General features: G+C 72.9%; 8 protein-coding genes. 7 read left to right on the plus strand and 1 reads right to left on the minus strand.

What is annotated here, in order from left to right:
* Positions 1 to 124: 124 nt before the first annotated feature.
* A complete protein-coding gene (gabT, locus tag F8R89_RS25650; protein WP_151786146.1) occupies positions 125 to 1,459 on the minus strand; it encodes a 4-aminobutyrate--2-oxoglutarate transaminase in 1,335 nt (444 codons plus the stop codon).
* Positions 1,460 to 1,722: 263 nt separating this feature from the next.
* Here gabT and F8R89_RS25655 point away from each other — a divergent pair, with 263 nt between their 5' ends.
* The 7 genes from F8R89_RS25655 (at position 1,723) to ispG (ending at position 13,729) form a co-directional block, all read left to right on the plus strand.
* Positions 1,723 to 4,104, plus strand: a complete 2,382-nt coding sequence (locus F8R89_RS25655; protein WP_151786147.1) for an ATP/GTP-binding protein — start codon at positions 1,723 to 1,725, stop codon at positions 4,102 to 4,104.
* Between the two features lie 143 nt (positions 4,105 to 4,247).
* Positions 4,248 to 5,912 carry a PucR family transcriptional regulator gene (locus tag F8R89_RS25660; RefSeq protein WP_151786148.1) on the plus strand — a complete coding sequence of 555 codons (1,665 nt, stop codon included), beginning with the start codon at positions 4,248 to 4,250 and terminating at the stop codon, positions 5,910 to 5,912.
* 162 nt (positions 5,913 to 6,074) lie between these two features.
* Entirely contained in the window at positions 6,075 to 7,520 is a 1,446-nt protein-coding gene (locus F8R89_RS25665) for an aldehyde dehydrogenase family protein (RefSeq protein ID WP_151786149.1), read from the plus strand.
* Positions 7,521 to 7,789: 269 nt separating this feature from the next.
* Positions 7,790 to 9,724, plus strand: a complete 1,935-nt coding sequence (locus F8R89_RS25670) for an acyl-CoA dehydrogenase family protein (protein ID WP_151786150.1) — start codon at positions 7,790 to 7,792, stop codon at positions 9,722 to 9,724.
* A 106-nt stretch (positions 9,725 to 9,830) separates the two neighbouring features.
* Complete coding sequence (dxr, locus tag F8R89_RS25675) at positions 9,831 to 11,090, plus strand: 1-deoxy-D-xylulose-5-phosphate reductoisomerase (RefSeq protein WP_151786151.1); 1,260 nt, start codon at positions 9,831 to 9,833, stop codon at positions 11,088 to 11,090.
* 8 nt (positions 11,091 to 11,098) lie between these two features.
* Entirely contained in the window at positions 11,099 to 12,391 is a 1,293-nt protein-coding gene (locus F8R89_RS25680; RefSeq protein WP_192806390.1) for a M50 family metallopeptidase, read from the plus strand.
* A gap of 180 nt (positions 12,392 to 12,571) precedes the next feature.
* On the plus strand, positions 12,572 to 13,729 hold the full coding sequence (gene ispG / locus F8R89_RS25685; protein WP_151786153.1) for a flavodoxin-dependent (E)-4-hydroxy-3-methylbut-2-enyl-diphosphate synthase: 1,158 nt from the start codon (positions 12,572 to 12,574) through the stop codon (positions 13,727 to 13,729).
* The last annotated feature ends 32 nt before the right edge of the window (positions 13,730 to 13,761 follow it).

Genomic DNA, 13,761 nt, shown 5'->3' on the forward strand with positions numbered 1-13,761 from the left:
CACCTTCTTCACACGCTCTGACGGCGACCGCCCCAGCGCCGGAACCGCGGACGGCGGCAGGGCTGGGGCGGGTGGGACGCGGGGGGCCGGCGCATCGGCCCCCACCTGTGGTTTCGCCGTGACCTCAGATACGGGCGAACGCCTGCTCGATGATGTCGAGGCCCTCGTTCAGCAGGTCCTCGCCGATCACCAGCGGCGGCAGGAAGCGGAGCACGTTGCCGTAGGTGCCACAGGTCAGGACCAGCAGGCCCTCGGCGTGGCAGGCCTTGGCCAGCGCGGCGGTGGCCTCCGGGTTCGGCTCCTTGGTGGCGCGGTCCTTGACCAGCTCGATGGCGATCATGGCGCCGCGGCCCCGGACGTCGCCGATGACGTCGTACTTCTCGGCCATGGCGGTCAGGCGCGCCTTCATGACGGCCTCGATGTCCTTCGCCTTGGCGTTGAGGTCGAGCTCCTTCATCGTCTCGATGGCGCCGAGCGCGCCGGCGCAGGCCACCGGGTTGCCGCCGTAGGTGCCGCCCAGGCCGCCCGCGTGCGCGGCGTCCATGATCTCGGCGCGGCCGGTCACGGCGGCGAGCGGCAGACCGCCCGCGATGCCCTTGGCGGTGGTGATCAGGTCCGGGACGATGCCCTCGTCCTCGCACGCGAACCACTGGCCGGTGCGGCAGAAGCCCGACTGGATCTCGTCGGCGACGAACACGATGCCGTTGTCGTTGGCGAACTGCACGATCGCCGGCAGGAAGCCCTTGGCGGGCTCGATGAAGCCGCCCTCGCCGAGGACCGGCTCGATGATGATCGCGGCGACGTTGTCGGCCCCGACCTGCTTGGTGATCATGTCGATGGCCTGCTGCGCGGCCTCGGGACCGGCGTTCTCGGCACCGGTCGGCCAGCGGTAGCCGTAGGCCACCGGCACCCGGTAGACCTCGGGCGCGAACGGGCCGAAGCCGTGCTTGTACGGCATGTTCTTCGCCGTCAGCGCCATCGTCAGGTTGGTCCGGCCGTGGTAGCCGTGGTCGAAGACGACGACGGCCTGGCGCTTGGTGTACGCGCGGGCGATCTTCACGGCGTTCTCGACGGCCTCGGCGCCCGAGTTGAACAGCGCGGACTTCTTGGCGTGGTCACCCGGCGTCAGTTCCGCCAGCGCCTCGGCGACGGCGACGTAGCCCTCGTACGGCGTGACCATGAAACAGGTGTGGGTGAAGTCGGCGAGCTGCGCGGACGCCTTGCGTACGACGGCCTCGGCGGAGGCGCCGACGGAGGTCACGGCGATGCCGGAGCCGAAGTCGATGAGGCGGTTGCCGTCGACGTCCTCGATGATGCCGCCGCCCGCGCGCGCGGTGAACACGGGCAGGACGGAGCCCACACCCTGCGCCACCGCGGCCGTACGGCGGGCCTGCAGCTCCTGCGACTTCGGGCCGGGGATGGCGGTGACGACGCGGCGCTCCTGGGGAAGTGCGCTCATGAGGGGCTCCTGGGGTTCTGCGGACGTTTTGTCTTCTCTTTTCTCGCAGGCTAGGGCGGGGAGCGGGGGGTGGGCATGCTCCATGTGGGCGTTGTCCGGGGCGCCGGTTGTCCGTGGTGGACATGGCGGGCCCCGCCCGCGCGGAGGCGAGCGGAACACTCGCGTCCGCCATGTCGGCCGCGCAATCGGTGGACTGGCGGGTGCCGGGCACTAGATTGACTCGCTGACGGTGGTAGGGAACGGCTGGTCAGGGGGCAACGGCGATGGACGGCGACGGCACGCAGGAAGCACGGGGCACCCACGCGACCCCTGTCCCGCGATCACGCTCCGCCCTGCCCCCGATGCCGTCGGCCCCGCCCGGCCAGGCGCCCGGCGCCCCGGTGGCCGGCTGGCTGGACGAACCCCGGCCCGCGACCGGGCCCGGCATCTGGCGCCTCGGGTACCGGCCGCCGAAGGCGGCGAAGGCCGAACGGGTCAGCCCCACGACCGTCGTCGGCATGCTGATCCCGCTGGCCGCCGCGCTGCTGGTGTGGTCGTTCTGGCGGCGCGGGGCGCTGCCGTACGAGTTCACCCTGCTGCGGCTGTTCACGCCGCAGGACTGGTGGTGGGGCGGCACCACGGCCCGCCCCAAGCACCTGGAGGACCAGGCGCTGCAGTACCCGGGCGTGGAGGCCCTGGACGTCTACAACGGCCTCTTCTTCGCCCTCCTCCTCTACACCGTCGCCCGGCTCGGCAGCTGGCCCGCCGTCGTCCGGCACCTCCTGGACGGCAGGCCCCAGCCGGCCCGCGCCCTGTGGGCGGCGTTCGGCGCCCTGGCCGCCCTCACCCTGGTCTACCCGGCCACGTTCCCCGGCGTCGGCTGGGACCCGCTGCCCGTCGTCAGCCCGCTGTTCTCCCTGATCGTGCTGCTCAGCGACTCCTACGACGTCTACTCGGCCCCCTGGGAGACGATCCTCCACCTGCTCGTCACCGCCCTCGTGGTGTGGCCGTTCGCCCGGGTGGGCGGCTGGTGGTCGCTGGCCCGCGACCGGCTCTCGGCACGCGGGGCGGCGCAGGGGGAGACCCCGGAGTCCGCCCCCGAGCCCCGCTCCCGCTTCCCCGAACTGCGCGAGGCCGGCCGGCACCAGGCCGCCGACGTCCTCGCCGCCGAGGTCCTCGCCGGGCGCATGACCGACGTCGACTGCGCCCGCGTCGCGCACCACTGGGAGCGCGCCCGGGGCCAGGGCCGCACCGCGGAGTTCACCGACACGGTCCTGCGGCAGGGCGGCGCCGCCTTCACGCACCCCTCCGGCGCCCGCGACCTGCCCGGCCGCACCGCACGGCACGACCTGCTCAGCGGGCAGGTGCGCATCGGCCGGTGGGCCACCACCGAGCGCACCCCGGCCGCGTACGGCGGCGCCGGCGCGGCCCTCGAACCGGCGACGCTGGGCACCTCGCTGCTGGTCGTCGGGCCCTCCGGGTCGGGGAAGACCCGGCAGGTGATCGCCCCGCTCGCCGAGTCCCTCGCGCTGCAGGCCCTCACCGGGAGCTGCGCGGTCGTCGTGGTGTGCGGCGCGGGCGCCCCGGTGGGCCCGGACACCTCGTACGACGTCGTGGTGCGCATCGGCGACCCGGCCTCGACCCACGACCTCGACCCGTACGCGGGCAGCGACGACCCCGACGAGGCCGCCGGCTTCCTCGCCGAGGCGCTCGCCGGTGACCTCGACGCCGTCGGCACCGAGCGGGCCACCACCACGCTCGCCCAACTGCTCGGCCCCTACCGGGCCGCCCACGGGCGCTTCCCCGCTTTGCCCGTCCTGCGGGACCTGCTGGAGGGCGACGAGCGGGCCCTCACCGATCTGCGCGAGCGGCTGGCCGGCGAGGCCCATACGCCGATGCGCCGCGAACTGGAGGCCCGCGTCCGGCTGACCGGCACCACCGGCGACCCCGGCCCGGCCCTCGCCGGCCGGCTCGCGCTGCTCGACCGGCCCGCCTTCGCCGACTTCCTCGGCGCCGGCGGCGAGGAACACCGCCCCTTCTCACTGCGGGCCGTCGCCCACCACCCGCTGCGGGTCCGGATCGACCTGCCCGAACGCACCCATGGGGAGGTCTCCCGGCTGATCGCCCGGCTGGTCCTCGCCCAGTTCACCGAGGTCGTCCAGGAGGGGTCCGGCGAGCACTTCGCCGCGCTGGTGCTCGACGACGCCACCGGCACCGTCACCCCCGAGTCCGTCCGGCGCGTCCAGCGGCTGCGCCCGCGCAACGCCGGGGTCGTGCTGGCGCTGCGCACGGTCTCCGACGTGCCGGAGGCCCTGCACGGGCCGCTGTACGGGGCCGTGGGCTGCCGGATGGCGCTGTCCGGTGTGACCACCTGGGACGGCGGCCGCTTCGCCGAGGCCTGGGGCACCGAGTGGGTGGAGACCCGGGACGTCGCCCAGCACACCGTCTTCGCCGACCAGCCCATGACCCGCGCCCTGCACCGGCTGCGCAAGCTCGTCACCGGCAAGGCGGTCACCACCGAGGCGGTGACCGTGCGGCAGGTCGAGCGGGAGCGCTGGTCGGCCTCCGAGCTGGCGCACGGGGTGCCGCCGGGCCACGCGGTGCTGTCGGTGACCAGCGTCCGGGGCGAGCACGCCCCGCCGCTGCTGGTGGATCTGCGGGGCTGAGCGCGCGATCCGGGCACGGGGCCGCGCGACGACCGTACGGTGAGGCAGAATCGGCACAGGCCGTTCATACATGACGGCCAATTGATCACACGGATCACCGAAGATCCGGTGATCGCACCCGATCACACCGATGTGAAGGCCCCATGCCCCCGACGCTTGCCTCGCTCGTCCACCACTCCGCGCTCAAGCTGACCGTGCGGGCGGGCGCGGACCGCCTGGATGTGCCCGTGCGCTGGGCGCACGTCAGCGAGCTCGCCGACCCCGTCCCCTACATGGAGGGCGGCGAGCTGCTGCTGGTCACCGCCCTCCAGCTGGACGCCGAGGACCCGGAGGCGATGCGGCGCTACGTCCGGCGGCTGGCCGGGGCCGGAGTGGTCGGGCTCGGCTTCGCGGTCGGCGTCAACTACGAGGAGATCCCCGAGGCGCTGGTCGACGCCGCCGAGGAGGCGGACCTGCCGCTGCTGGAGGTACCCCGCCGCACCCCCTTCCTCGCCATCAGCAAGGCCGTCTCGGCGGCCATCGCGGCCGAGCAGTACCGGGCGGTGACCGCCGGCTTCGCCGCCCAGCGGGAACTGACCCGACAGGCACTGACCGCCGGCCCCGAGGGACTGCTGGCCGCGCTCGCCTCCCAGGTCGACGGCTGGGCCGCGCTGTACGACGCGTCCGGCGCCGTCGTCGCCACCGCCCCCGAGTGGGCCGGGCGCCGGGCGGCCCGGCTCACCCCGGACGTCGAGCGGCTGCGCGAGCGCCCGGCACCGGCGTCCTCCGTGGTCGGCGGGCCCGAGAACGAGGACCGGGTCGAGCTGCACACCCTCGGCACCGGGCGCCGCCCGCGCGCCGCGCTCGCCGTGGGAACCGCCGCCGCGCCGGGCACGGCCGAGCGGTACGCCGTCCACTCGGCGATCGCCCTGCTGACCCTCACCACCGAGCGGTCCCGCTCGCTTCAGGCCGCCGAACAGCGGGTCGGCGCCGCCGTCCTGCGCATGCTGCTGGCCGGGCAGCCCGACCACGCCCGCGCGGTCGCCGGGGGCCTGTACGGCGACCTGCTGGACGCGCCGTTCCGGGTGATCGTCGCGGAGGCGGCGTCCGTCTCGGCGGCCCGGGTCGTGGACTCCGGCAGCCGCGTGGCGCTGACCAAGGCGTCCGCCGCCGCCCTCGTCGTCGCCGCCGACGCCGGCGACCCGCTCGGCGCGCTCACCGAGGTCGTCGAGTCGGCGGCGGCCCGTGCGGGGGAGGCCGTGCTGGTGGTGCCCGAGACGGAGACCGGGCGGCTCGTGGTCCTCGCCACCGACGGGGGAGCCGCCGTCACCGCGTGCGCCGAGTACGCGGCCGGACTGGAGGCGGCGCGCTCCGTACCGGACCAGCCGGGCGGCGACGCCGGTGAACTGGTCGTCGGGCTCTCCGCGCCCGCCGGGCCGATCGCCGCGGCCGCCGCCTACAAGCAGGCCGAGCAGGCGCTGTCGGTGGCCCGGCGGCGCGGACGGGTGTGCGTGGAGCACGAGCAGTTGGCGTCCGGTTCGGTGCTGCCGCTGCTCGCGGACGACGCGGTGCGCGCGTTCGCCGACGGGCTGCTGCGGGCCCTGCACGAGCACGACGCGACCGGCCGGGGCGACCTGGTGGCCTCGCTGCGGGCCTGGCTGTCCCGGCACGGCCAGTGGGACGCGGCCGCCGCCGACCTGGGCGTGCACCGGCACACCCTGCGCTACCGGATGCGGCGCGTCGAGGAGATCCTCGGGCGCTCGCTGGACGACGCGGACGTGCGCATGGAGCTGTGGCTCGCCCTGAAGGCGACCTCCACCGAGGAGTAGGCGCCCGACGAGGCACAGCGCGGGACCGGCCGGGCTGCGCCAATCCGTCGAAGCCCGGCACCCCACCAGTACACCCCGGCCAAACACCCGGACGCCCCGGCGCCCCTACCGTGGGTCTCGACAGACCAGGACACCCCCAACGCGGAAGGGCCGGGAACCCCAATGACTTCCACCCACGCCTTCTGGCTCGCCGGCCGCCAGGTCAGCGGCGAGGACAGCTTCGACGTCACCTCGCCGTGGGACGGCCGTGTCGTCGGCACGGTGAGCGTGCCCACGGACGCGCAGACCGAGGAGGCCGTGGCCGCCGCCTACGCCGTCCGCGACGAGTTCGCCGCCACCCCGGCCCATGTGCGCGCCGCCGCCCTCGACCACGTCAGCAAGCGGCTCGTGGAGCGCACGGCGGAGATCGCCCGGCTGATCTCCGCCGAGAACGGCAAGCCGATCAAGTGGGCCCGCGGCGAGGTCGGCCGTGCCGTGTCCGTGTTCCGCTTCGCGGCCGAGGAGGCCCGCCGGTTCAACGGCGGCGAGGCCCAGCGGCTCGACACCGACGCGGGCGGCCAGGGCCGGCTCGCCCTCACCCGGCGCTTCCCGAAGGGCGTCGTCCTCGGCATCGCGCCCTTCAACTTCCCGCTGAACCTGTGCGCCCACAAGATCGCCCCGGCCATCGCCGCCGGCGCCCCGATCATCCTCAAGCCGGCCCCGGCCACCCCGCTGTCCGGCCTGATCCTCGGTGAGCTGCTCGCCGAGACCGACCTCCCCGCGGGCTCCTGGAGCATCCTGCCGGTCCCGAACGAGAAGATGCCCGCCCTGGTGCAGGACGAGCGCCTGCCGGTCATCTCCTTCACCGGGTCCGAGAAGGTCGGCTACGCGATCATGGACTCGGTGCCGCGCAAGCACTGCACCCTGGAGCTCGGCGGCAACGGCGCGGCGGTCGTCCTCGCCGACTTCGCGTCCGACGAGGACCTGGACTGGGCCGCGACCCGTATCGCCACCTTCTCCAACTACCAGGGCGGCCAGTCCTGCATCTCCGTGCAGCGGGTCATCGCGGACGCCTCCGTGTACGACCGGCTGCTGCCCCGCGTCGTCGCCGCCGTCGAGGCCCAGGTCACCGGTGACCCCGACGACGACGCCACCGACGTCGGCCCGCTGGTCAGCGAGGACGCCGCCAAGCGCGTCGAGACCTGGGTGGACGAGGCCGTCGCCGCCGGCGCCTCCCTGCTGACCGGCGGCAAGCGCGACGGCGCCTCCTACGCGCCGACCGTCCTCACCGACGTGCCCTCGGACGTCACCCTCGCCTGCGAGGAGGTCTTCGGACCGGTGCTCACGGTGCAGAAGGTGAACGGCGAGGCGGAGGCGTTCGCCGCCGTCAACGACTCCAAGTACGGCCTCCAGGCGGGCGTGTTCACCCACGACCTGCAGGCCGCCTTCCGCGCCCACCGCGCGCTGGAGGTCGGCGGTGTCGTCATCGGTGACGTCCCCTCCTACCGCGCCGACCAGATGCCGTACGGCGGCGCCAAGCAGTCCGGCGTGGGCCGCGAGGGCGTGAAGTTCGCGATGGACGACTACACCTACGAGCGGGTCCTGGTCCTCACCGGCCTCGCTCTCTGACGCCACCCTCGGTCCGACGGCCGGAGCCCGCTGTGCGGGGGCTCCGGCCGTCGGCGTCCACGGCCCGCCGGGCCACCCGTCCGGCGCAGACGGCCCGCCGGACCGCGCCCAGGGGCCCACCGGCCCGGACGCCCGCCGCGGACCCGTGGAAGCCGGACAACGGCTGCGCGCGGGGTGGTGGCCGCGTCCGTAATCGGGTAGATACGATCGGGTAGCACCCGTCGGTAGCCAATTGGCCCATGATCCCGATTCGCGGCGAGGTGAGCCTCATGTCCGCAGCACCCCCCAAACCCACCGTCACCGAACGTGAGGCACGGCAGGTGGCCGAGGCCGCCCGCCAGCAGGAGTGGCGCAAGCCCAGCTTCGCCAAGGAGCTGTTCCTCGGGCGGTTCCGCCTCGACCTCATCCACCCCCACCCGCTGCCCACGGACGAGGCCACCCAGCGCGGCGAGGAGTTCCTCGCCAAACTGCGCGACTTCGTCGAGACCAAGGTCGACGGCGCCCTCATCGAACGCGAGGCGCGCATCCCCGACGACGTGATCGACGGGCTCAAGGAGCTCGGCGCCTTCGGCATGAAGATCGACACCAAGTACGGCGGTCTCGGCCTCGGGCAGGTCTACTACAACAAGGCCCTCACCCTGGTCGGCTCGGCCTCCCCGGCGATCGGCGTGCTGCTGTCCGCCCACCAGTCGATCGGCGTACCGCAGCCGCTGAAGCTGTTCGGCAGCCCCGAGCAGAAGGAACGCTTCCTCCCGCGCTGCGCCCGCACCGACATCAGCGCCTTCCTGCTGACCGAGCCCGACGTCGGCTCCGACCCCGCGCGCCTCGCCACCACCGCCGTGCCCGATGGGGACGACTACGTCCTCGACGGCGTGAAGCTGTGGACCACCAACGGCGTCGTCGCCGACCTCCTCGTCGTCATGGCCCGGGTGCCGAAGTCGGAGGGCCACAAGGGCGGCATCACCGCCTTCGTCGTCGAGACCAACTCGCCCGGCATCACCGTCGAGAACCGCAACGCGTTCATGGGCCTGCGCGGCATCGAGAACGGCGTCACCCGCTTCCACCAGGTGCGCGTCCCCGCCTCCCACCGCATCGGCCCCGAGGGCGCCGGCCTGAAGATCGCGCTGACCACGCTGAACACCGGCCGGCTCTCGCTGCCCGCGTCCTGCGTGGCCGCCGGCAAGTGGTGCCTGAAGATCGCCCGCGAGTGGTCGGCGGCCCGTGAGCAGTGGGGCAAGCCCATCGCCCACCACGAGGCCGTCGGCGCGAAGATCTCCTTCATCGCGGCCACCACCTTCGCCCTGGAGGCCGTCACCGACCTCGCCTCCCAGATGGCCGACGAGGACCGCAACGACATCCGGATCGAAGGCGCCCTCGCCAAGCTGTTCGCCTCCGAGATGGGCTGGCTCATCGCCGACGAGCTCGTCCAGATCCGCGGCGGCCGCGGCTTCGAGACGGCCGACTCGCTCCGGGCGCGCGGCGAGCGCGGCGTCCCCGCCGAACAGGTCCTGCGCGACCTGCGCATCAACCGCATCTTCGAGGGCTCGACGGAGATCATGCACCTCCTGATCGCCCGCGAGGCCGTCGACGCCCACCTCTCCGTCGCCGGGGACCTCATCGACCCCGACAAGTCCCTCCAGGACAAGGCGAAGGCGGGCGCGAACGCCGGTGTCTTCTACGCCAAGTGGCTGCCGAAGCTGGTCGCCGGACAGGGGCAACTGCCCTACACGTACAGCGAGTTCAAGCAGGGCGTCGACCTCTCCGGACATCTGCGGTACGTCGAGCGCACCGCCCGCAAGCTCGCCCGCTCCACCTTCTACGGCATGTCCCGCTGGCAGGGCCGCATGGAGAGCAAGCAGGGCTTCCTCGGCCGGATCGTCGACATCGGCGCCGAGCTGTTCGCCATGAGCGCCGCCTGCGTCCGCGCCGAGCACCTGCGGGCCCGCGGCGAGCACGGCCGCGAGGCGTACCAACTCGCCGACGCGTTCTGCCGGCAGTCCCGGCTGCGCGTCGAGGAACTGTTCGGCCGGCTCTGGTCCAACACCGACGACCTGGACCGCAAGGTCGTCAAGGGCGTGATGTCCGGCACGTACACGTGGCTGGAGCAGGGCATCGTCGACCCGTCCGACGACGGCGGCGTCTGGATCGCCGACGCCACCCCGGGCCCGAGCACGCACGAGAACGTCCACCGCCCGATCCGCTGACCGTCCCGTGAGGGGTCACCGCCCGCGGCGGCCCCTCACCATCCTGTTACCCACCCGATGGGGACACGCGGTCCTGCCCGCCGACCGCTGCGGCCACAATGGGGGGATGAGCGACAGTCCAGCCTCCCCCCTCGCCGACCCGCACCTCGTCTACGACCCCGTGGCGGGCGGCGGTCCCAAGGACGTGGTGATCCTCGGCTCCACCGGCTCGATCGGCACCCAGGCCATCGACCTCGTGCTGCGCAACCCCGGCCGGTTCCGGGTCACGGCGCTGTCCGCGAACGGCGGCCGGGTCGCGCTCCTCGCCGAGCAGGCGCACCGGCTGAAGGTCCGGACCGTCGCCGTCGCCCGCGAGGACGCCGTCCCGGCCCTGCGCGACGCTCTGCGCGACCGGTACGGCGCGGGGGAGCCGCTGCCCGAGATCCTCGCGGGACCGGACGCGGCCACCCAGGTCGCCGCCTCCGACTGCCACACCGTCCTCAACGGCATCACCGGCTCCATCGGCCTGGCCCCCACGCTCGCCGCGCTGGAGGCCGGCCGCACCCTCGCCCTCGCCAACAAGGAGTCGCTGATCGTCGGCGGCCCCCTGGTCAAGGCGCTGGCCAAGCCCGGGCAGATCATCCCGGTCGACTCCGAGCACGCCGCCCTCTTCCAGGCGCTGGCGTCCGGCTCGCGCGCCGACGTGCGCAAGCTCGTCGTCACCGCGTCCGGCGGCCCCTTCCGCGGCCGGACCAAGGCCGAGCTGGCGCACGTCACCGTCGACGACGCCCTCGCGCACCCCACCTGGGCGATGGGCCCGGTCATCACGATCAACTCGGCGACCCTCGTCAACAAGGGGCTCGAGGTCATCGAGGCGCACCTGCTCTACGACATTTCCTTCGACCGCATTGAGGTGGTCGTGCATCCCCAGTCGTATGTCCACTCGATGGTCGAGTTCACCGACGGTTCCACGATCGCCCAGGCGACGCCGCCCGACATGCGCGGCCCGATCGCCATCGGACTGGGCTGGCCCGAGCGCGTCCCGGACGCCGCCCCCACCTTCGACTGGAGCAAGGCGTCGACGTGGGAGTTCTTCCCGCTCGACAACGACGCCTTCCCGTCGGTGAACCTGGCGCGGCACGTCGGTGAGCTCGCGGGCACGGCCCCGGCGGTGTTCAATGCCGCCAACGAGGAGTGCGTCGAGGCGTTCCGGGCCGGCGCGCTGCCGTTCAACGGCATCATGGAGACCGTCACGCGGGTGGTGGAGGAGCACGGCACCCCGCGCTCGGGAACTTCGCTGACCGTCGCGGACGTCCTCGAAGCGGAGACCTGGGCCCGCGCACGCGCCCGGGAACTGGCGGCACACACGGCGGAGGCCCGTGCATGACACTCCTGATGTTCATCCTCGGCATAGTGCTGTTCGCGGTCGGGCTGCTCTTCTCGATCGCCTGGCACGAGCTGGGGCACCTGTCCACGGCCAAGCTGTTCGGCATCCGTGTGCCGCAGTACATGGTCGGCTTCGGCCCGACCATCTGGTCGCGGAACAAGGGCGAGACCGAGTACGGCATCAAGGCGATCCCGTTCGGCGGCTACATCCGGATGATCGGCATGTTCCCGCCCGGCCCCGACGGCCGGCTGGAGGCCCGCTCCACCTCGCCGTGGCGCGGCATGATCGAGGACGCGCGCTCGGCGGCCTTCGAGGAGCTGAAGCCGGGCGACGAGAACCGCCTGTTCTACACGCGCAAGCCGTGGAAACGGGTCATCGTGATGTTCGCGGGCCCGTTCATGAACCTGATCCTCGCGGTCGTCCTGTTCCTCACCGTGCTGATGGGCTTCGGCATCCAGCAGCAGACCACCACGGTCAGCTCGGTCTCCCCGTGCGTCATCGCGCAGACCGAGAACCGCGACACCTGCAAGGCGTCCGACCCGCGCTCCCCGGCCGCGGCCGCGGGCATGAAGGCCGGCGACAAGATCGTCGCCTTCGGCGGCGTGCGCACCGAGGACTGGAACACCCTCTCCGACCTCATCCGTGACAGCGCCGGCAAGCAGGTGCCGATCGTCGTCGACCGGGACGGCCGCGAGGTCACCCTCCAGGCGAAGATCGCCACCAACCGGGTCGTCAAGAAGGACGCGAGCGGGGCGTACGTCGAGGGCGAGTACATCAAGGCCGGCTTCCTCGGCTTCAGCGCGGCCAACGGCGTCGTCAAGCAGGACTTCGGCGAGTCGGTGACCTGGATGTCGGACCGGGTCGGCGACGCCGTCGACTCCCTGGTGGCCCTGCCCTCCAAGGTCCCCGCCCTGTGGGACGCGGCCTTCGGCGACGGCCCCCGCGAGCCGGACTCGCCGATGGGCATCGTCGGCGCGGCCCGGGTCAGCGGGGAGATCGCCACGCTCGACATCCCGGCGTCCCAGCAGCTGGCCACGTTCGTCTTCCTGCTGGCCGGGTTCAACCTCTCCCTGTTCCTGTTCAACATGCTCCCGCTGCTGCCGCTCGACGGCGGTCACATCGCGGGCGCCCTGTGGGAGTCGCTGCGCCGGAACCTGGCGAGGGTGCTGCGCCGGCCGGACCCCGGCCCGTTCGACGTGGCCAAGCTCATGCCGGTGGCGTACGTCGTCGCCGGGGTCTTCGTCTGCTTCACGCTGCTGGTACTGGTCGCGGACGTCGTCAACCCCGTCCGAATCTCCTAGCCGTACGGAAGTCGTACGGGCGTCGAGGCGGCCCGGGGCCCTGTGCCCCGGGCCGCCTTCCATCGAGTGGGTTTACGGGGCGTGAGGTGAGGGGCTGAGCGTGCGTGCCGTAATCTCGAAGCCTGGAGCCCGCTGCTGACGGGACCGGACCTTGATCCACGACTTGGGGTTGCACAGCAGATGACTGCGATTTCTCTCGGCATGCCGTCCGTTCCGACCAAGCTCGCCGAGCGCCGCAAGAGCCGGCAGATCCAGGTCGGATCCGTCGCGGTCGGCGGGGACGCCCCCGTGTCGGTGCAGTCGATGACCACGACGCGTACCTCCGACATCGGTGCGACGCTGCAGCAGATCGCGGAGCTGACGGCGTCGGGCTGCCAGATCGTGCGGGTGGCCTGCCCGACGCAGGACGACGCGGACGCGCTGGCGACGATCGCGCGGAAGTCGCAGATCCCGGTGATCGCGGACATCCACTTCCAGCCGAAGTACGTGTTCGCGGCGATCGAGGCGGGCTGTGCGGCGGTCCGGGTGAACCCGGGCAACATCAAGCAGTTCGACGACAAGGTCAAGGAGATCGCGCGGGCCGCGAAGGACCACGGCACCCCGATCCGCATCGGCGTGAACGCCGGGTCGCTGGACCGGCGCCTGCTGCAGAAGTACGGCAAGGCGACGCCCGAGGCCCTGGTCGAGTCGGCGCTGTGGGAGGCGTCCCTCTTCGAGGAGCACGACTTCCGGGACATCAAGATCTCCGTGAAGCACAACGACCCGGTGATCATGATCGAGGCGTACAAGCAGCTCGCCGCCCAGTGCGACTACCCGCTGCACCTCGGCGTGACCGAGGCCGGCCCCGCCTTCCAGGGCACCATCAAGTCCGCCGTCGCCTTCGGCGCGCTCCTTTCCCAGGGCATCGGCGACACCATCCGCGTCTCCCTGTCGGCCCCGCCCGCCGAGGAGGTCAAGGTCGGCATCCAGATCCTGGAGTCCCTGAACCTCAAGCAGCGCGGCCTGGAGATCGTCTCCTGCCCGTCCTGCGGCCGCGCCCAGGTCGACGTCTACAAGCTCGCCGAAGAGGTCACCGCCGGCCTGACCGGCATGGAGGTCCCGCTGCGCGTCGCCGTCATGGGCTGCGTCGTCAACGGCCCCGGCGAGGCCCGCGAGGCCGACCTCGGCGTCGCCTCCGGCAACGGCAAGGGCCAGATCTTCGTCAAGGGCGAGGTCATCAAGACCGTCCCCGAGTCCAAGATCGTCGAGACCCTCATCGAGGAGGCCATGAAGCTGGCCGAGCAGATGGAGGCCGACGGCGTGACGAGCGGCGAGCCCTCCGTCGCGGTCGCCGGCTGACCCGCCCGCACTCCGACCGCCCCCGGCCGGGA

The organism is Streptomyces sp. SS1-1, from assembly GCF_008973465.1.
Taxonomy (GTDB): Bacteria; Actinomycetota; Actinomycetes; order Streptomycetales; family Streptomycetaceae; genus Streptomyces.

Excerpts from the sequence above, each read along its gene's own strand:
- ispG (WP_151786153.1), top strand. The coding sequence starts at position 12,572 with ATGACTGCGATTTCTCTCGGCATGCCGTCCGTTCCGACCAAGCTCGCC.
- F8R89_RS25655 (WP_151786147.1), top strand. The coding sequence starts at position 1,723 with ATGGACGGCGACGGCACGCAGGAAGCACGGGGCACCCACGCGACCCCT.
- dxr (WP_151786151.1), top strand. The coding sequence starts at position 9,831 with ATGAGCGACAGTCCAGCCTCCCCCCTCGCCGACCCGCACCTCGTCTAC.
- F8R89_RS25660 (WP_151786148.1), top strand. The coding sequence starts at position 4,248 with ATGCCCCCGACGCTTGCCTCGCTCGTCCACCACTCCGCGCTCAAGCTG.
- F8R89_RS25680 (WP_192806390.1), top strand. The coding sequence starts at position 11,099 with ATGTTCATCCTCGGCATAGTGCTGTTCGCGGTCGGGCTGCTCTTCTCG.
- F8R89_RS25665 (WP_151786149.1), top strand. The coding sequence starts at position 6,075 with ATGACTTCCACCCACGCCTTCTGGCTCGCCGGCCGCCAGGTCAGCGGC.
- F8R89_RS25670 (WP_151786150.1), top strand. The coding sequence starts at position 7,790 with ATGTCCGCAGCACCCCCCAAACCCACCGTCACCGAACGTGAGGCACGG.
- gabT (WP_151786146.1), bottom strand. The coding sequence starts at position 1,459 with ATGAGCGCACTTCCCCAGGAGCGCCGCGTCGTCACCGCCATCCCCGGC.